Raw genomic sequence first — 18,807 nt, 5'->3', positions numbered from 1 at the left:
TAACGCTTACCCGGCCTACGGTTTAGAAGTCCGTAGGTCGGGTGCGTAGCCGTCACCCGACACAGTCTTACGCGACGTCTTCGTACTGAGGAACCGGGTTGCGGAAGCTTCTGGTCACGCAAGCCAGGTAAATCAGACCGATTGCACCCCAGATCAGACCCAGAACCATTGAGCTCTCTTCCAGGTTGATCCACAGGGCGCCCACCGTCAGGGCACCACACACTGGCAGCACCAGATAGTTGATGTGGTCCTTCAGCGTCTTGTTGCGCTTCTCACGGATCCAGAACTGCGAAATCACGGAGAGGTTAACGAAGGTGAACGCCACCAGCGCACCAAAGTTAATCAGCGCCGTGGCCGTTACCAGGTCGAATTTAATCGCCAGCAGGGCAATAGCGCCCACCAGCAGCACGTTCCACGCCGGGGTACGCCATTTAGGATGCACGTAACCGAAGAAGCGGGTTGGGAACACACCGTCACGGCCCATCACGTACATCAGACGAGAAACGCCCGCGTGCGCAGCCATACCGGAAGCCAGTACGGTGACGCTGGAGAAGATCAGCACGCCCCACTGGAAGGTTTTACCCGCCACGTACAGCATAATTTCAGGCTGTGATGCATCCGGATCTTTAAAGCGAGAGATATCCGGGAAGTACAGCTGTAAGAAGTAAGACGCACCGATGAAGATCAGGCCGCCAATCAGCGCGGTCAGGAAAATCGCTTTCGGGATCACGCGCTCAGCGTCTTTGGTCTCTTCAGACAGAGAAGAGATACCGTCGAAGCCCAGGAACGAGAAGCACAGGATAGTTGCACCGGTGATCATCGGCACTACGTGAGCGCCTTCAGACCAGAACGGACGGGTGCTGGTCAGCGTACCTGCGCCTTCACCGTGGGAAACGCCGTAGATGATCAGCCCAACGATAACCGCAACAATCCCCATCTGAAGGATCACAATCAGGGTGTTGAAGTTAGCCACGGTCTTGATGCTGCGCAGGTTAGAGATGGTCATAAAGGCCACCAGCGCCACAACGAAGATCCACGACGGCACGGAAGGCACCAGCGCTTCGAAGTAAATTTTTGCCAGCAGAATGTTGATCATCGGCATGAACAGGTAGTCCAGCAGTGATGACCAGCCCACCATAAAGCCAACCGCCGGGCTAATGGATTTCTGAGCATAGGTGTACGCAGAGCCTGCGGACGGGAAACGGCGAACCAGTTTACCGTAGCTCAGCGCTGTAAAGAGGATGGCGACCAGCGCAAAGGCGTACGCCGTTGCAACGTGACCGTCAGTAAGGCCTGATACGATACCGAATGTATCGAACAGCGTCATCGGTTGCATATAGGCAAGGCCCATCATAACAACCGGAATCAACGTAAGCGTTTTACGTAATTCCACGCGAGAGGTGTTTGGAGTTGCGTTATGCGACATAGTTATTCTCCTTTACGGTGATAACCGCCACGTAAGCGAAAAATTGCCCCATTTCTTTCTTCCTCAGCGACAACAACTGTCGGATTTTAGTAAATATCTATCCGGTACGAAGCCCGGCCTCTTGGTTTTTAGTTTCGTTTCGTACATGCAAAAAAAAATAACCGACGCCTTTTATATCGTCGATTATTCATTTGTTTGCAGCGGCGGCATTTTGCCCTATTCCAGATACAAAAGGCAATACATTGAGAAACCTGCCCATAAATTAATTTTACTAACTGATTGATTTCCCATCATCTGCCTGAGCGTAAACTGTGGCGATAGCACTATTTGCTAAAATTTCGTCTCGCCACCAGGCGCTGGCAAGTCCGGCGGTCTGTTCATTCCAGCCCACCCATACCGATTCGTTACTGCTCTGCGCTAAAACTTGTTTTTCCACCAGCGCTCCGCTGTCAATAAACCGCTGCGCTAAATAACGGGGAAGGTAACCGCACCCCAGGCCGCTTATTTGCAGCTCCAGCTTGGTTTTAAAATCAAAAACGGTGATGGCCTCCTGCTCATCCAGCAGCTGCGATGAAATGCCGCACTCGGGGCGAGAACTGTCTCCAACCACAATGGCGCGATAGTTTTTAATGACGCGTCGGGTAACAGGCTCCGGTTCATTCGCCAGCGGGTGATGAGGCGCAACGGCAAAAACCTGCTCCAGAACGCCGAGCTGCGCAAAACCAAATTCACTCAACTGGGGAGGCTCATGCAGCGCGCCAACGATGATATCCGCCCTGCCCTGCGTCAGGGCCTCCCAGGAACCGCCCAGCACGCCATTGATAAAAACCAGCCGGGTGACGCTGTGGCGCTGATAGAACGCCTCAATAAGCGGGGTAAGCAGGGAGAAAGGGAATGTATCATCAACCCCAATCACCAGTTCATTTTCCCAACCCTGGTGAAGTTTGACGGCCTGTTTTTCCAGCTCGCGAACCGTATGCAGCACGTCACGCCCTTTTTCCAGCAGCATCTGCCCTGTACGGGTGAAACGCGCGCGATGCCCGGTGCGGTCAAGGATTTGGATATTAAGATCGCTCTCGAGCTTTTGCACGGTGTAGCTCAGAGCCGAAGGGGTTTTATAGAGCTTCGCCGAGGCGGCGGCAAAGCTCCCCTCTTTTTCCAGCGCATCCAGAATAACAAGAACATCCAGCAGCGGTTTCATCTTCGCCCCCTTGCGGTGTGCGATTGTCTACGCCGGCGCAATTATTCCATGGGCATAACCAGCGGATCGGGATACTGATATTCAAATCCCAGTTCATGGCAAATACGATTGCCATCAATAATTTTGCCTTTGCGTTCCCCCTGCGCCTCGCTGAATACCGGCGGCGCCAGACCCAGCTGGCGCGCCATCAGCGGATAAAAGGTACTGCGCGGCGGATGCGAAGGCGCACATATATTATAGATGTGCCCCCCTTTCGGAGCCTGCAAAAGCAGTTCTATTGCGCCGATAACATCCTCAAGATGCACAAGATTAACCCCGTGCTGGCCATCCGGCGCGGATTTACCGGCAAAGAAGCGCCCCGGATGACGCCCCGGCCCCACCAGTCCGGCCAGGCGTAAGATATCCACCTGCGTGCCAGGCAAATTGTGCAGCCAGTCTTCCAGCTCTTTCAGTACCCGGCCGCTGGCGGTCACCGGACGGCGCTCGGTGTTTTCTTTCGCCGTACCGTCGATATCGCCATAGACGGAGGTGGAGCTGGTGAAAATGATACGCGGGATATGGTGCGCCAGGGCGCTGTCGACGATCTCCTGCACTGCCTGCAAGTAAAAAGACTCACCCGGGCCGCTGCGCCGCGCCGGTAAGGTAATGACCAGCGCGTCCACATTCATCAGTTCATCCAGCTCGTCGGTATCGCAGATAAGCTCGGGTTCGAGACGCAGCTCGACACCATCAATGCCGCACATGCGTGCCGCTTCAACCCCATCTCGGGTGGTCTTACTCCCTGTCACCTGCCAGCCTTTCGCGGCTAATGACATCGCCAGTGGCATTCCTAACCATCCTAACCCGACAATCGCGACCTTTTTCATTACATTCTCCGCTTAACGATGCCTGTTATAAGGCTACGCCAGCCTGGTGGAACGCACAATTCATACCATCAATATGAAATGAATTAATGATCAAAAAAAGCCCTTGCTTTATGGCGTACAACTGGTTTAGGTTAAAAGACATCAAATGCATAAGCATTCAACGAGAATTTATATGACACGCGTTCCTTTTAAAAACCACCATCATCACCATCATCCTGACTAGTCTTTCAGGCGATGTGTGCTGGAAGACGTTTGGATCTTCCAGTGGTGCATGAACGCATGAAAAAGCCCCCGGAAGATCTTCTTCCGGGGGCTTTTTTTTGGACCGCATTCAGACAGGTTAAAACAGGTTAACGAGGAACACAGAATGTTAGATAACTCACGTTTACGCATAGCTATTCAAAAATCAGGCCGTTTAAGCGACGATTCACGCGAACTGCTGGCCCGCTGCGGGATTAAAATCAACCTGCACACCCAGCGCCTGATCGCCCTGGCTGAAAATATGCCGATCGACATTCTGCGCGTACGTGATGACGATATCCCGGGCCTGGTGATGGATGGCGTCGTTGATCTCGGCATCATCGGCGAAAACGTACTGGAAGAAGAGTTATTAACCCGCCGCGCGCAGGGCGAAGATCCGCGCTACTTTACCCTGCGTCGTCTGGACTTTGGCGGTTGCCGCCTGTCGCTGGCTACGCCGGTCGATGAAGCCTGGGACGGCCCGGCCGCGCTGAACGGCAAACGTATCGCCACCTCTTACCCTCACCTGCTGAAGCGTTACCTCGATCAAAAAGGCGTGCAGTTTAAATCCTGTCTGCTGAATGGCTCTGTTGAAGTGGCGCCGCGTGCGGGCCTGGCCGATGCCATCTGTGACCTCGTCTCCACCGGCGCCACGCTCGAAGCGAACGGCCTGCGCGAAGTGGAGGTGATCTACCGCTCCAAAGCCTGCCTGATTCAGCGCGACGGCGAGATGGCCGACGCCAAACAGCAGCTCATCGACAAGCTGCTGACCCGCATTCAGGGCGTGATTCAGGCGCGTGAATCCAAATACATCATGATGCATGCGCCGACCGAGCGCCTGGACGAAGTGATTGCCCTGCTGCCGGGCGCTGAGCGCCCAACCATTCTGCCGCTGGCGGGCGACCAGCAGCGCGTGGCGATGCACATGGTCAGCAGCGAAACCCTGTTCTGGGAAACCATGGAAAAACTGAAGGCGCTGGGCGCAAGTTCCATTCTGGTGCTGCCAATTGAGAAGATGATGGAGTAACGACCATGAGCTTTAACACAATCATCGACTGGAATACCTGTAGCGACGCGCAACAGCGCGAGTTGCTGATGCGCCCGGCAATTTCCGCCTCGGAGAGCATCACCCGCACCGTGGCGGAGATCCTCGATAACGTCAAAGCCCGCGGGGACGATGCGCTGCGCGAGTACAGCGCGAAGTTTGATAAAACTGAGGTCGACGCGTTACAGGTTACCGAGCAGGAAATCATTGATGCCAGCAATCGTCTGGGTGATGACATCAAACAGGCGATGGCCGTCGCGGTGAAAAATATTGATACCTTCCACACCGCGCAGAAATTGCAGGCGGTGGATGTGGAAACCCTGCCCGGCGTACGCTGCCAGCAGGTGACACGCCCGGTGGCGTCCGTCGGCCTCTATATTCCCGGCGGCTCTGCCCCGCTGTTTTCGACCGTCCTGATGCTGGCCACCCCGGCACGTATTGCCGGTTGTCAGAAGGTGGTGCTCTGCTCTCCTCCACCGATCGCCGATGAGATACTGTACGCGGCGAAGCTGTGCGGCGTGCAGGCGATCTATAAAGTGGGCGGTGCGCAGGCGATTTCTGCCCTGGCGTTCGGAACAGTATCCATTCCTAAGGTCGACAAAATCTTTGGCCCGGGCAATGCCTACGTGACCGAGGCGAAGCGCCAGGTCAGCCAGCGTCTGGACGGCGCGGCGATTGATATGCCTGCCGGTCCGTCTGAAGTGCTGGTGATTGCCGACAGCGGCGCTACACCGGATTTCGTGGCCTCTGACCTGCTCTCGCAGGCCGAGCACGGCCCTGACTCGCAGGTGATTTTACTGACGCCAGATGCCGACATGGCAAAACGCGTGGGCGACGCCGTTGAGCGTCAGCTGGCTGACCTGCCGCGTGCGGAAACGGCGCGTCAGGCGCTATCCGCCAGCCGCCTGATTGTGGCCCGCGATCTTGACCAGTGCATCGCCATCTCCAACCAGTACGGTCCTGAGCACCTGATTATTCAGACCCGCAACGCGCGCGATCTGGTCGACAGCATAACCAGCGCAGGCTCAGTGTTCCTCGGCGACTGGTCACCGGAATCCGCCGGGGATTACGCCTCCGGCACCAACCACGTACTGCCCACGTATGGCTATACCTCAACCTGCTCCAGCCTGGGGCTGGCGGATTTCCAGAAGCGCATGACCGTGCAGGAACTCTCCCGCGAGGGATTTGCCTCGCTGGCGTCGACCATTGAAACCCTGGCCGCCGCCGAGCGCCTGACTGCCCACAAAAATGCCGTGACGCTGCGCGTTGCCGCCCTGAAGGAGCAAGCATGAACATCGAAGAATTAGCCCGCGAAAATGTCCGTCTCCTGACGCCCTATCAGTCTGCGCGTCGTCTGGGCGGCAACGGCGACGTCTGGCTGAATGCCAACGAATATCCCACGGCGGTGGCCTTTGAGTTCTCGCAGCAGACGCTGAACCGCTACCCGGAGTGTCAGCCGAAAGCGGTGATCGAGAACTATGCGCAGTATGCAGGCGTGAAGCCTGAGCAGGTGCTGGTCAGCCGTGGGGCTGATGAAGGGATTGAGCTGCTGATCCGCGCCTTCTGTGAGCCGGGTAAAGACGCGGTGATGTACTGCCAGCCTACCTACGGGATGTACAGCGTCAGCGCCGAAACCTTTGGCGTAGCCTGCCGCAACGTGCAGGCGCTCGACAACTGGCAGCTGGATTTGCAGGGCATCGCCGATAACCTTGACGGCGTGAAGGTGGTGTTTGTCTGTAGCCCGAACAACCCCACCGGGCAGATTATTCATCCGCAGGATATCCGCACCCTGCTGGAGATGACGCGCGGCAAGGCGCTGGTCGTCGCTGATGAAGCCTACATTGAGTTCTGCCCGCAGGCGACGCTGACAGGCTGGCTTGAGGAGTATCCGCATCTCGTTGTGCTGCGTACCCTTTCCAAAGCCTTCGCCCTCGCCGGCCTTCGCTGTGGATTTACGCTGGCAAATAAAGCGGTTATCGACCTGCTGCTGAAAGTGATCGCCCCGTATCCGCTCTCAACGCCGGTTGCCGATATTGCGGCACAGGCGCTGGCCCCGCAGGGCATCAGCGCGATGCGCGAGCGTGTGGCGCAGATCCTGGAAGAGCGTCAGTATCTTGTTGATGCCCTTAAAACGATTCCGTGCGTGGAGCAGGTGTTCGACTCGGAAACCAACTACATCCTGGTGCGCTTCACCGCCTCAAGCGCGATATTTAAATCGTTGTGGGATCAGGGCATTATCTTACGAGACCAGAATAAACAACCTACCCTGAGCGGCTGCCTGCGTATTACCGTCGGCACCCGTGCAGAGAGCCAGCGCGTGATTGACGCCCTGAAAGCGGAGAAAGTATGAGTCAGAAGTATCTCTTTATCGATCGTGACGGCACCATCATCTCGGAGCCACCCAGCGATTTTCAGGTCGATCGTTTCGACAAGCTGGCCTTTGAACCCAATGTGATCCCGGTGCTGCTGAAGCTTCAGAAAGCAGGCTATAAGCTGGTGATGATCACCAACCAGGACGGTCTGGGCACCGACAGCTTCCCGCAGGGAGACTTTGACGGCCCGCACAACCTGATGATGCAGGTGCTGACCTCGCAGGGCATCGCCTTCGACGAAGTGCTGATCTGCCCGCATATGCCTGCCGACGAGTGCGACTGCCGCAAGCCAAAAGTGAAGCTTGTTGAACGTTATCTGGCGGAAGAGGCGCTGGATAAAGCCAACAGCTATGTGATCGGCGATCGCGTCACGGATATCACGCTGGCGGACAACATGGGCATTGCGGGCCTGCGCTATAACCGCGACACGCTAAACTGGGCGATGATTGGCGAGCAGCTCACCCGACGCGACCGCTATTCCCACGTTGAACGCAACACCAAAGAGACGCAGATCGACGTGAAGGTCTGGCTCGACCGCGAAGGCGGCAGCAAGATCCACACCGGCGTCGGTTTCTTTGACCACATGCTGGATCAAATCGCCACTCACGGCGGCTTCCGTATGGAGATCGCGGTGAAGGGCGACCTGTATATCGACGATCACCACACCGTGGAAGATACCGGCCTGGCGCTGGGCGAAGCCCTGAAGCTGGCGCTCGGCGACAAGCGCGGTATCAACCGCTTCGGCTTTGTTCTGCCGATGGACGAGTGCCTGGCGCGCTGCGCGATGGATATCTCCGGGCGTCCGCACCTGGAATATAAAGCCGACTTTACCTACCAGCGCGTAGGCGATCTCAGTACCGAGATGGTGGAGCACTTCTTCCGCTCGCTCTCTTACACTATGGGTCTGACGCTGCACCTGAAAACCAAAGGCAAAAACGATCACCACCGCGTCGAGAGCCTGTTCAAAGCCTTTGGCCGTACCCTGCGCCAGGCGATCCGCGTGGAAGGTGACGCCCTGCCCTCGTCGAAAGGAGTGCTGTAATGAACGTGGTGATTCTGGATACCGGATGCGCCAATCTGAACTCCGTACAGTCGGCGATTATGCGCCACGGCTACGAGCCGGTGGTGAGCCGCGACCCTGACGTGGTGCTGCGTGCGGATAAACTCTTTCTGCCGGGCGTTGGCACCGCCCAGGCGGCGATGGATCAGATCCATGAGCGCGAGCTGGTGGATCTCATCAAAGCCTGTACTCAGCCGGTGCTGGGCATTTGCCTCGGCATGCAGCTGCTTGGCCGCCGCAGCGAAGAGAGCAACGGCGTTGATCTGCTGGGCATTATTGAAGAAGACGTGCCGAAAATGACCGACCACGGCCTGCCGCTGCCGCACATGGGCTGGAACCGCGTTTATCCGAAGGCGGGCAACAGGCTGTTCCAGGGTATTGAAGACGGCGCGTACTTCTATTTTGTTCACAGCTACGCCATGCCCGTGAATGCCTACACCATCGCCCAGTGCAATTACGGCGAGGCGTTCACCGCCGCCGTGCAGAAAGATAACTTTTACGGCGTGCAGTTTCACCCGGAACGCTCCGGCGCCGCCGGTGCGCAACTGCTGAAAAATTTCCTGGAGATGTGATGATAATTCCCGCTTTAGATTTAATTGACGGCACGGTTGTTCGTCTCCACCAGGGCGATTACGGGCAGCAGCGCGACTACGGCAACGACCCGCTGCCGCGGTTACAGGCTTACGCCGCCGAGGGCGCTGAGGTGTTGCACCTGGTCGATCTGACCGGCGCGAAAGATCCGGCCAAACGCCAGATCCCGCTGCTTAAAACACTGGTGGCTGGCGTGGACGTCCCGGTGCAGGTGGGCGGTGGCGTGCGTACGGAAGCCGATGTTGCCGCCTTACTGGACGCCGGCGTGGCGCGCGTGGTAGTCGGTTCGACCGCTGTGAAAGATCCTGAGAGTGTCAAGGGCTGGTTCCGCCGCTTCGGTGCGGATGCGCTGGTGCTGGCGCTGGATGTGCGCATTGACGCGCAGGGTAACAAGCAGGTCGCGGTCAGCGGCTGGCAGGAAAACTCCGGCGTAACGCTGGAAGAGCTGGTCGGGATGTATCTACCCGTAGGGCTGAAGCACGTCCTGTGCACGGATATTTCACGCGATGGTACGCTCGCAGGCTCTAACGTCTCGCTGTATGAAGAGGTTTGCGCGCGTTATCCGCAGGTGGCGTTTCAGTCCTCTGGCGGTATCGGCGACCTGGCGGATATCGCCGCTCTGCGCGGAACCGGTGTACGTGGCGTGATCGTGGGTCGCGCGCTGCTTGAAGGCAAATTTACGGTGAAGGAGGCGATTCAATGCTGGCAAAACGGATAATTCCCTGCCTGGACGTGCGTGATGGTCAGGTTGTAAAAGGCGTGCAGTTCCGCAACCACGAGATCATTGGCGACATCGTTCCGCTGGCAAAACGCTATGCCGAAGAAGGCGCAGACGAACTGGTATTTTACGATATCACCGCCTCCAGCGATGGCCGCGTGGTGGACAAAAGCTGGGTGGCGCGCGTGGCAGAGGTGATTGATATTCCCTTCTGCGTGGCGGGCGGGATTAAATCTGCTGACGATGCGGCGAAAATTCTCTCTTTCGGTGCGGACAAAATTTCGATTAACTCCCCTGCGCTTGCAGATCCGGAGCTGATTACGCGTCTGGCGGACCGCTTTGGCGTGCAGTGCATTGTCGTGGGGATCGACACCTGGTTTGATACCGCGACGGGCAAATATCACGTTAACCAGTACACCGGCGATGAAAGCCGCACGCGCGTCACCCAATGGGAGACGCTGGACTGGGTGCAGGAAGTACAAAAACGCGGCGCGGGTGAGATCGTGCTGAACATGATGAACCAGGACGGCGTACGCAACGGTTACGACCTCGAGCAGCTGAAAAAAGTGCGCGCGGTGTGCCAGGTTCCGCTGATTGCCTCCGGCGGCGCGGGCACCATGGAACACTTCCTTGAAGCCTTCCGCGATGCGAACGTGGACGGCGCGCTGGCGGCCTCCGTGTTCCACAAACAGATTATCAATATTGGTGAGTTAAAAACGTACCTGGCCGACCAGGGCGTGGAGATCAGGGTATGTTAACAGAGCAACAACAGGCGCAGCTGGACTGGAAAAAAACTGACGGATTACTGCCGGTGGTTGTACAGCATGCCGTTTCAGGCGAAGTGCTGATGCTGGGATACATGAACCAGGAGGCACTGGCAAAAACGATCGACAGCGGCAAGGTGACGTTTTTCTCGCGCACCAAACAGCGCCTGTGGACGAAAGGGGAAACCTCGGGTCACTTCCTGAATGTGGTCGGCATTACGCCAGACTGCGACAACGACACCCTGCTGGTGCTGGTCAACCCGATTGGGCCGACCTGCCACAAAGGCACCAGCAGTTGCTTTGGCGAGGCGAGCCACCAGTGGCTGTTCCTCTATCAGCTGGAACAATTGCTGGCAGAGCGTAAATCAGCGGATCCCGAGAGCTCGTACACGGCGAAGCTGTACGCCAGCGGCACCAAGCGTATTGCGCAGAAAGTGGGTGAAGAAGGTGTTGAAACGGCGCTGGCGGCCACCGTTCATGACCGGGAGGAGCTGACGAACGAAGCGTCGGATTTGATGTATCACCTGCTGGTGCTGCTTCAGGATCAGGAGCTGGATTTAACGACGGTGATTGAGAATTTGCGGAAACGACATAAATAAAAAAAGACCGGGGAGACCCGGTCTTTTTTTGTGTGTAAATCAGGCTCTTGGCTTGTAGTTTCTCAGCGCGTTACGGCCGAGGACGACACCAGAACCGATAATTCCGCCGAGCAGTACGGCAAGGATGAGGGTAATAGCAATTTTCGGGCTGTCGCGTCGGATAGGCAGGTTCGGCTTCATGACGTAACGATAGACGTGAATAGTGTCTGGGTTAACGTTGAGGTTCTGAATATCCAGTAAATTTTGTTTGGTTTGGTAGTAAGCGCCTGAGAAGACCAGCGGGCGAGACGCTTCGTTATCAACCATTGACTTGAGCGCTACGGTACCCAACAGGAACATGGTTTCCTGAGTAACATCCTGAGTCTGTTGAAGCTGCGGAGTGGTGATCTTAGCGGCTTCTGCGTTCTTCAGCGCCTCAGTAATCTGCTTGATGCGTAGATCTTTCTGCTCCTGAGCAACTTTCTCCTGATTCTGGAGGGAGTCGTTCAGGGTTGTGATCTGCTGCTTGAGGTTATCTCTGAGATCAAGCGTCAGTTCTTTTGCCGTCTGCTCGTCAACCTGCTGAATGTACTGAGCTAATTGCTTTTGAGCTGCTTCAGCGGATTCGCCCTGATAGCTTACGGTTAAAGGCAAACTTTGTCCTTTAACGGTAGGCTCAATAGTCAGTTTTTCCGGATCTTCCTGATTCTCCAGCGCCTGAGCTAATGCCGAGAAGGAGGAATTGAAACGTCCAATAGCACGATTCTGAATGTCTAACATGGAGGGAGCTGCCCCGCCATAGAGGATATTCAATGCATTGGAATAGGTGGCGATTTGTGCCGCATCAGGCTGGGCTATGATGGCTGATGACGTCCATTTCTCTTTGGCTACAGTGATGTAAACGCCAGCAAGAACGATAAAAGCAGCAATAAAAGCCCCTATTACCCACTTACCACGCCACAGCTGTAGCACTAAATCCAGTAAATCAATTTGCTCCGGGTCATTGTTGCGTGTGACCAGGTTATTGTTGTTTTGCGTCATACAATCCCTAACAGATGAAAAAGGGCAAAAATAATCTTGTTTCCTTAGTGTATCTGTTGCTGGCGATTTTTCTATAAGAATCCGATGAGTTATATCGGAAAGATGGGTTATGTAAGTGAAGTACGACGCGCTATCATAGCCGGATTCTGATGTCTGGGGCATCAACAAGAACACTGTAAATGAGGGAAGCTATGAAATTTCTGGTAACGGGCGCGGCGGGCTTTATCGGTTCTCATGTCAGCAAGCGCCTGCTTGATGCAGGGCATGAAGTTGTTGGGCTTGATAATCTGAATGATTACTATGACCCTAACCTCAAGCTCGCTCGTCTCGAACTGCTCAAATCCGAGAGTTTCACCTTCCACAAGCTGGACTTAGCGGACCGCGAGGGCATGGCTGCGCTCTTCGCCAATGAGAAATTTGACCGCGTGATCCATCTTGCCGCGCAGGCGGGCGTGCGTTACTCGCTGGAAAACCCGCATGCCTACGCAGATGCTAACCTGGTAGGTCACCTTAACGTGCTGGAAGGCTGTCGCCACAACAAGGTTCAGCATCTTCTGTATGCTTCATCCAGCTCTGTCTACGGCCTCAACCGTAAGATGCCGTTTTCTACCGACGACTCCGTAGACCATCCGGTATCCCTGTATGCGGCAACCAAAAAAGCCAATGAGCTGATGTCGCATACCTATTCGCATCTGTATAACCTTCCGACCACTGGCCTGCGCTTCTTTACCGTCTATGGCCCGTGGGGGCGCCCGGACATGGCGCTGTTCAAATTCACCAAAGCCATGATTGAAGGCAACAGCATCGACGTATACAACTACGGCAAGATGAAGCGCGACTTCACCTATATCGATGATATTGCGGAGGCGATTATTCGCCTACAAGACGTCATTCCTCAGGCCGATGCCGACTGGACAGTCGAAACCGGTTCGCCAGCAACCAGCTCTGCCCCGTATCGCGTGTATAACATCGGCAACAGTTCACCTGTCGAACTGATGGATTACATCACCGCGCTTGAAGAGGCGCTGGGCAAAGAAGCGGTGAAAAATATGATGCCGATCCAGCCGGGGGACGTGCTGGAGACCAGTGCGGACACCAAAGCGCTGTATGACGTTATTGGGTTTAAACCACAAACCTCAGTCAAAGAAGGCGTGAAAAACTTCGTCGACTGGTACCGCAACTTCTATAACGTTTAAAAACAAAAAACCCGGCAGATTGCCGGGTTTTTTATATCACGATATTAATCAGTCGCTGCCGAACAAATCGCGGGTATAGACTTTATCTTTCACGTCCGCCAGCTCTTCCGCCATACGGTTGGAGATAATTACATCCGCTTCTTTCTTGAATGCATCCAGATCGCGAATGACGCGAGAGTGGAAGAACTCGTCTTCCTGCATGGCCGGTTCATAAATAATGACCTGAACGCCTTTCGCCTTAATACGCTTCATGATCCCTTGAATGGAAGAGGCGCGGAAGTTATCGGAACCGCTTTTCATGATCAGACGATAAACACCCACCACTTTCGGCTGACGCGCCAGAATGGAATCCGAGATGAAGTCCTTACGCGTGCGGTTGGCATCCACAATGGCGGAAATCAGGTTGTTCGGCACCGCCTGATAGTTTGCCAGCAGCTGCTTGGTATCTTTTGGCAGGCAGTAGCCACCGTAACCGAAGGACGGATTGTTGTAATGGTTACCGATACGCGGGTCAAGACACACGCCCTCGATGATCTGACGGGTGTTCAGACCTAAGCTCTCGGCATAGCTGTCAAGTTCGTTGAAGTAAGCCACACGCATCGCCAGATAGGTATTGGCGAAAAGCTTAATGGCCTCTGCCTCGGTAGAATCGGTGAACAGGACCGGAATATCTTTTTTGATTGCGCCTTCCTGAAGCAACGCAGCAAAACGCTCCGCACGCTCGGAACGCTCGCCAATCACGATACGGGATGGGTGCAGGTTATCGTATAACGCCCTGCCCTCGCGGAGAAATTCCGGCGAGAAGAAGACATTATCAATACCCAACTCTTCTTTAATCGATTTGGTGAAACCCACTGGAATTGTCGACTTGATGATCATCACTGCGTTCGGGTTGATTGCCGTAACGTCTTTAATCACCGCTTCAACGGTTGATGTATTGAAGTAGTTAGTTTTAGGATCGTAGTCGGTTGGGGTGGCGATGATGACGAAATCCGCATCGCGGTAAGCATCTTCTTTGTCCGTGGTAGCGCGGAAGTTCAGCGGTTTGGTCGCGAGGTATTCTTCAATCTCTTTATCGACGATCGGGGACTTCTTCTGGTTAAGCATGTCCACTTTTGCCTGCACGATATCCAGCGCAACCACTTCATGGTTTTGTGCAATCAGAATACCGTTTGAGAGACCAACATAGCCTGTTCCGGAGATGGTTATTTTCATTTGTTTGACTTCTACACGTTTGAGTTTTTGATGACCATAACATAGTCACCACAATGATTAACTAAGCGTTTTTTATCGCTAACCTTCATTCGCTGTCAAGGTTTCAGGTTTTTTGAAAAATGTTTTTGCTCAACAAAAAGACCTGTCGTTACACTAAGCAAAGCACCTGTTTTACAGCGACAATAAGACGTTAAAGGGCAGTCGAGAGTAAGTAGAGGAAAACTGCTTACTTCGTCAAATCAGACTAATCCCTTGGTCAGATTCAGCAGATACTGACCATACCCGGTCTTTTTCAATGGTTCAGCAAGTACCCGAAGTTGTTCGGCATCAATAAAACCTCGTCGGAACGCAATCTCTTCAGGACATGATACTTTTAGCCCCTGTCGCTCTTCAATTGTGGCGATAAAATTGCTTGCTTCGATCATACTCTGATGCGTTCCGGTATCCAGCCAGGCGTAACCGCGCCTCATCATCGCGACAGACAATCGTCCCTGCTGCATATAGATGCGGTTGATGTCGGTAATTTCGAGTTCACCTCGCTCGGACGGCGTTAAACTTTTGGCCATCTCAATCACATCGTTGTCGTAAAAATAAAGACCGGTTATTGCGTAATTACTCTTGGGTTGCTGAGGCTTCTCCTCAAGGCCAATTGCAGTACCGTCTTTATCAAACTCAACGACGCCATAGCGTTCCGGGTCGCTGACATGATAGGCGAATACGGTCGCACCCTCTTGCTGGCTTGCTGCGCCTTCAAGCAGTCTGGGGAGATCGTGTCCGTAGAAAATATTATCGCCTAATACCAGCGCACAATTATCCTCACCGATAAACTCTTCACCCAAAATAAACGCCTGGGCAAGGCCATCCGGGCTCGGCTGCACTTTGTACTGGATATGCAATCCCCACTGGCTACCGTTTCCGAGCAGTTGTTCAAAACGGGGAGTGTCCTGAGGCGTGCTGATAATCAGAATATCCCGTATACCTGCCAGCATAAGCGTAGAGAGCGGATAATAGATCATTGGCTTATCGTAAATTGGCAACAATTGCTTACTTACGGCCATAGTCACGGGATAAAGACGTGTACCCGATCCGCCAGCTAATATAATCCCTTTACGTTTCGTCATTTACTTACGCTCCCCATAATTTTGCTCAATCCAGCTCTTATAGGCGCCGCTTTTTACATTCGATACCCACTCCTGGTTATTCAAATACCATTCAACCGTTTTACGGATGCCGCTTTCAAAGGTTTCCAGGGGAGTCCATCCGAGCTCGTCGCTAATTTTATGAGCATCAATTGCATAACGTCTGTCGTGTCCAGGACGATCCGTGACATAAGTAATTTGTGCGCGATAGGATGTTTCTTTCGGTACCATGTCATCGAGCAGATCACAAATGGTCTGAACGACTTCAATATTTTTCTTCTCGTTATGGCCGCCAATATTATAGGTTTCGCCCGGCTTACCCGTGGTCAGAACCGTATACAGTGCACGAGCATGGTCTTCAACGTATAACCAGTCACGGATTTGATCGCCCTTACCGTAGATCGGCAATGGTTTATTATCCAGCGCATTGAGGATAACAAGAGGAATCAGCTTTTCAGGAAAGTGGTATGGGCCATAATTATTCGAACAATTTGTCACAATCCCAGGTAAACCATAGGTGCGTATCCAGGCTCGAACTAAATGGTCGCTGGACGCTTTTGACGCTGAGTAAGGGCTACTTGGCTGGTACGCTGTTTTCTCGGTAAACAGCGGTAACGGGGTGGAGTCATAATGTTCATCGGGATGAGGCAGATCGCCGTAAACCTCATCAGTTGAAATGTGATGGAAACGGAAAGTAGATTTTGCTGCCTCATCCAGTGAAGACCAGTAAGCACGGCTTGTTTCTAACAGGATATAGGTGCCAACAATATTGGTTTCAATAAACGCAGCGGGACCGGTAATAGAACGGTCGACATGGCTCTCGGCAGCCAGGTGCATTATCGCATCAGGCTGATGGGTAGAAAAAATACGCGCCATTGCCTCTTTATCACATATATCGGCATGCTCAAAAACATAGCGTTCGCTATCGCTTACTTCACGCAAGGATTCCAGATTACCGGCATAGGTCAATTTATCAACGTTAACAACGCTATCCCGAGTATTGCTAATAATATGTCGGATAACCGCGGAACCGATAAAACCGGCACCGCCAGTAACTAGAATTTTCACGCAATCTATTCCATTAAACAGTAGGTGGATCGGGCAAGATAAAAAAGCCCGGTATCTCTACCGGGCTTGATGGCATGGCTAACCGTATATTAATCCAGCCATTCGGTGTGGAACACACCTTCTTTATCCGTACGCTTATAGGTATGCGCACCGAAGTAGTCACGCTGTGCCTGAATCAGGTTCGCTGGCAGAACGGCAGCACGATAGCTGTCGTAATATGCCACCGCAGCGGAGAAGGTCGGAACCGGGATACCATTCTGCACCGCGTACGCAACAACATCACGCAGCGCCTGCTGATATTCGTCAGCAATTTGTTTGAAGTAAGGTGCCAGCAGAAGGTTTGCGATACCCGCGTTTTCAGCATAGGCATCTGTGATTTTTTGCAAGAACTGAGCGCGAATGATACAGCCGGCACGGAAGATCTTCGCGATCTCACCGTAGTTCAGATCCCAGTTGTTCTCGTCTGATGCCGCACGCAGCTGAGAGAAGCCCTGCGCGTAAGAGACGATTTTACCCAGGTACAGTGCACGACGGACTTTCTCAACGAACTCAGCTTTGTCGCCGGCTGGTTTAGCCTGTGGACCAGACAGCACTTTAGATGCCGCGACGCGTTGCTCTTTCAGAGAAGAGATATAACGTGCAAATACAGATTCGGTGATCAGGGACAGCGGTTCACCCAGATCCAGAGAGCTCTGGCTGGTCCATTTACCGGTGCCTTTGTTAGCGGCTTCATCCAGAATCACATCAACCAGGTATTTACCCTCTTCATCTTTCTTGGTGAAGATATCTTTGGTGATGTCGATCAGGTAGCTGTTCAGCTCGCCTTTGTTCCACTCGGTGAAGGTCTCTGCGAGCTCCTCGTTGGAGAGGTTCAGGCCACCCTTCAGCAGAGAGTAGGCTTCAGCAATCAGCTGCATGTCGCCATATTCAATGCCGTTGTGAACCATTTTCACGTAATGACCAGCGCCATCAGGACCGATATAGGTCACGCACGGCTCGCCGTCTTCAGCAACGGCTGCGATTTTAGTCAGGATTGGCGCAACCAGTTCGTACGCTTCTTTCTGACCGCCAGGCATGATGGATGGACCTTTCAGGGCACCCTCTTCACCGCCGGATACGCCGGTACCAATGAAGTTGAAGCCTTCAGCAGACAGTTCACGGTTACGACGAATGGTGTCCTGGAAGAAGGTGTTGCCGCCATCAATAATGATGTCGCCTTTATCCAGATACGGTTTCAGTGAATCGATAGCTGCATCGGTACCTGCGCCCGCTTTCACCATTAACAGGATACGACGAGGTGTTTCCAGAGACTCAACGAACTCTTTAACCGTATAGAAAGGAACCAGTTTCTTGCCTGGATTCTCAGCGATGACTTCTTCGGTCTTATCACGGGAGCGGTTGAAAACGGAGACGGTATAACCACGGCTTTCGATGTTGAGCGCCAGGTTGCGCCCCATCACTGCCATACCGACAACGCCGATCTGTTGCTTGGACATTACATACTCCTGTCAGGTGTGGTCGCCGCGACTATACACGGCTTGTAAGTATAAATATCTTAACTTAGGTTTTATTTTGAGTATATACAAATTTTGGCGTACTATAAAGACCACAACAAACAATATGGTTATGGCAATGAGTTAATATAATCCGCTATTGCTTCATACTTATTGAAAGGGATCTTTTGATATTTATTTGGTACAAAGGTTTCGATCCTCTTCATTAAATCTTCAAAGTTAGTGTAATCCCACCATACTAAAAGATAACCGAGCCTCTCCATATAAGACGCTAGATCAATCTGATGTTTATCTATTCTTTCCAAATTAGGAACAGCTATTATTTTCTTCCGTTGCTCAACCAAGGAATAAATTGTACCAGCTCCGGAATGGGTTATTATTAAATCGGAATTGATATAGTAACTTTGGATATCATCAGTGAAACTAAAGCTTTCACCGCTACGAGGTATATATTTTCCATCAGCCTTCTGGAACGTTACCTCGTAGTCTTTTCGTCCTATAAAGTACTCATCAATACGTTTAATCATTGAATCAAAAGAAGTTGTACCTACAGTTACAAAAACCTTCATAATCTTCCTGAAAAAATAGCTTTAGGGTATAATTCCAACAACGACTCATTTTGAACATAAAATTTTGAAGCCAAATGATACATAATTCTTCCGGAAAATGAGCGTGTTGTAAAGCGTGACCATGTTTCAATATGGATGATTTTAACATTTAGTATTTTCGCTGCAATTGCAGCAGAAATCGCAATACCCGGACCTGTAGTAATA

The 18,807-nt window shown here is 53.0% G+C and carries 21 protein-coding genes and 1 other annotated feature; of the genes, 10 read left to right on the top strand and 11 right to left on the bottom strand.

Annotation, left to right across the window (positions count from 1 at the left end; translation table 11 throughout):
- Positions 1-67: 67 nt before the first annotated feature.
- From IM290_RS18360 to IM290_RS18345, 4 genes are all read right to left on the bottom strand, one after another.
- A complete protein-coding gene (locus IM290_RS18360; RefSeq protein WP_006811203.1) occupies positions 68-1,426 on the bottom strand; it encodes an APC family permease in 1,359 nt (452 codons plus the stop codon).
- The gene (gene yoeI / locus IM290_RS18355; protein ID WP_099458931.1) at positions 1,416-1,478 is read right to left on the bottom strand and encodes a membrane protein YoeI; all 63 of its coding nucleotides are present in this window, start codon (positions 1,476-1,478) and stop codon (positions 1,416-1,418) included. The genes IM290_RS18360 and yoeI overlap by 11 nt, the downstream gene beginning before the upstream one ends.
- A 219-nt stretch (positions 1,479-1,697) precedes the next feature.
- Positions 1,698-2,627: a LysR substrate-binding domain-containing protein gene (locus IM290_RS18350; protein WP_193041881.1), complete on the bottom strand. Its 930-nt coding sequence runs from the start codon at positions 2,625-2,627 to the stop codon at positions 1,698-1,700.
- Positions 2,628-2,668: 41 nt separating this feature from the next.
- Positions 2,669-3,493, bottom strand: a complete 825-nt coding sequence (locus IM290_RS18345) for an SDR family oxidoreductase (RefSeq protein ID WP_017383300.1) — start codon at positions 3,491-3,493, stop codon at positions 2,669-2,671.
- 172 nt (positions 3,494-3,665) lie between these two features.
- Between IM290_RS18345 and hisL the strand changes: the two genes are divergently transcribed.
- From hisL to hisIE, 9 genes are all read left to right on the top strand, one after another.
- The gene (gene hisL, locus IM290_RS18340; protein WP_099516347.1) at positions 3,666-3,716 is read left to right on the top strand and encodes a his operon leader peptide; all 51 of its coding nucleotides are present in this window, start codon (positions 3,666-3,668) and stop codon (positions 3,714-3,716) included.
- Positions 3,692-3,815 (top strand) — a sequence feature (His leader region). (Overlaps the previous gene by 25 nt.)
- A gap of 45 nt (positions 3,816-3,860) precedes the next feature.
- Positions 3,861-4,760, top strand: coding sequence for an ATP phosphoribosyltransferase (gene hisG, locus IM290_RS18335; RefSeq protein WP_000886595.1), 900 nt, complete (start codon positions 3,861-3,863; stop codon positions 4,758-4,760).
- A gap of 5 nt (positions 4,761-4,765) precedes the next feature.
- Positions 4,766-6,070: a histidinol dehydrogenase gene (gene hisD, locus IM290_RS18330; RefSeq protein ID WP_023294991.1), complete on the top strand. Its 1,305-nt coding sequence runs from the start codon at positions 4,766-4,768 to the stop codon at positions 6,068-6,070.
- Positions 6,067-7,128: a histidinol-phosphate transaminase gene (gene hisC / locus IM290_RS18325; protein WP_193041882.1), complete on the top strand. Its 1,062-nt coding sequence runs from the start codon at positions 6,067-6,069 to the stop codon at positions 7,126-7,128. The genes hisD and hisC overlap by 4 nt, the downstream gene beginning before the upstream one ends.
- The gene (gene hisB / locus IM290_RS18320; protein WP_193041883.1) at positions 7,125-8,192 is read left to right on the top strand and encodes a bifunctional histidinol-phosphatase/imidazoleglycerol-phosphate dehydratase HisB; all 1,068 of its coding nucleotides are present in this window, start codon (positions 7,125-7,127) and stop codon (positions 8,190-8,192) included. The genes hisC and hisB overlap by 4 nt, the downstream gene beginning before the upstream one ends.
- Complete coding sequence (gene hisH, locus IM290_RS18315; RefSeq protein WP_015572396.1) at positions 8,192-8,782, top strand: imidazole glycerol phosphate synthase subunit HisH; 591 nt, start codon at positions 8,192-8,194, stop codon at positions 8,780-8,782. The genes hisB and hisH overlap by 1 nt, the downstream gene beginning before the upstream one ends.
- Entirely contained in the window at positions 8,782-9,519 is a 738-nt protein-coding gene (gene hisA, locus IM290_RS18310; protein ID WP_015572395.1) for a 1-(5-phosphoribosyl)-5-[(5-phosphoribosylamino)methylideneamino]imidazole-4-carboxamide isomerase, read from the top strand. Before hisH ends, hisA begins: the two co-directional genes overlap by 1 nt.
- Entirely contained in the window at positions 9,501-10,277 is a 777-nt protein-coding gene (hisF, locus tag IM290_RS18305; RefSeq protein WP_003859481.1) for an imidazole glycerol phosphate synthase subunit HisF, read from the top strand. The genes hisA and hisF overlap by 19 nt, the downstream gene beginning before the upstream one ends.
- Complete coding sequence (gene hisIE / locus IM290_RS18300) at positions 10,271-10,882, top strand: bifunctional phosphoribosyl-AMP cyclohydrolase/phosphoribosyl-ATP diphosphatase HisIE (RefSeq protein WP_193041884.1); 612 nt, start codon at positions 10,271-10,273, stop codon at positions 10,880-10,882. Before hisF ends, hisIE begins: the two co-directional genes overlap by 7 nt.
- Before the next feature lie 39 nt (positions 10,883-10,921).
- On the opposite strand, the gene wzzB is transcribed toward hisIE, so the two are convergent.
- Positions 10,922-11,902 (bottom strand): LPS O-antigen chain length determinant protein WzzB, encoded by a 981-nt coding sequence (gene wzzB / locus IM290_RS18295; protein WP_193041885.1) that lies wholly within the window; start codon positions 11,900-11,902, stop codon positions 10,922-10,924.
- 191 nt (positions 11,903-12,093) lie between these two features.
- Between wzzB and IM290_RS18290 the strand changes: the two genes are divergently transcribed.
- Complete coding sequence (locus IM290_RS18290; protein WP_032619359.1) at positions 12,094-13,098, top strand: NAD-dependent epimerase; 1,005 nt, start codon at positions 12,094-12,096, stop codon at positions 13,096-13,098.
- 48 nt (positions 13,099-13,146) lie between these two features.
- Here the strand turns inward: IM290_RS18290 and ugd are convergent, their stop codons facing one another.
- The 6 genes from ugd to pssD form a co-directional block, all read right to left on the bottom strand.
- Positions 13,147-14,313: a UDP-glucose 6-dehydrogenase gene (gene ugd / locus IM290_RS18285; RefSeq protein WP_003859477.1), complete on the bottom strand. Its 1,167-nt coding sequence runs from the start codon at positions 14,311-14,313 to the stop codon at positions 13,147-13,149.
- A gap of 239 nt (positions 14,314-14,552) precedes the next feature.
- A complete protein-coding gene (gene rfbA / locus IM290_RS18280; protein ID WP_017693099.1) occupies positions 14,553-15,434 on the bottom strand; it encodes a glucose-1-phosphate thymidylyltransferase RfbA in 882 nt (293 codons plus the stop codon).
- On the bottom strand, positions 15,435-16,520 hold the full coding sequence (rfbB, locus tag IM290_RS18275) for a dTDP-glucose 4,6-dehydratase (protein ID WP_193041886.1): 1,086 nt from the start codon (positions 16,518-16,520) through the stop codon (positions 15,435-15,437). It abuts the gene before it with no gap.
- Between the two features lie 89 nt (positions 16,521-16,609).
- A complete protein-coding gene (gene gndA, locus IM290_RS18270) occupies positions 16,610-18,016 on the bottom strand; it encodes an NADP-dependent phosphogluconate dehydrogenase (protein ID WP_023303973.1) in 1,407 nt (468 codons plus the stop codon).
- A gap of 128 nt (positions 18,017-18,144) precedes the next feature.
- On the bottom strand, positions 18,145-18,603 hold the full coding sequence (gene pssE / locus IM290_RS18265; RefSeq protein WP_193041887.1) for a PssE/Cps14G family polysaccharide biosynthesis glycosyltransferase: 459 nt from the start codon (positions 18,601-18,603) through the stop codon (positions 18,145-18,147).
- Positions 18,600-18,807 (bottom strand): PssD/Cps14F family polysaccharide biosynthesis glycosyltransferase (gene pssD, locus IM290_RS18260; protein WP_255517538.1); only part of this gene is annotated, 208 nt, incomplete at its 5' end. The genes pssE and pssD, both read right to left, overlap by 4 nt.

The sequence above is a fragment of the Enterobacter cloacae complex sp. S1 genome (assembly GCF_014930525.1).
Taxonomy (GTDB): Bacteria; Pseudomonadota; Gammaproteobacteria; order Enterobacterales; family Enterobacteriaceae; genus Enterobacter; species Enterobacter hormaechei_C.
The sequence above is the reverse complement of the archived record's forward strand: the minus strand, read 5'-3'. Positions and strand labels throughout refer to the sequence as shown.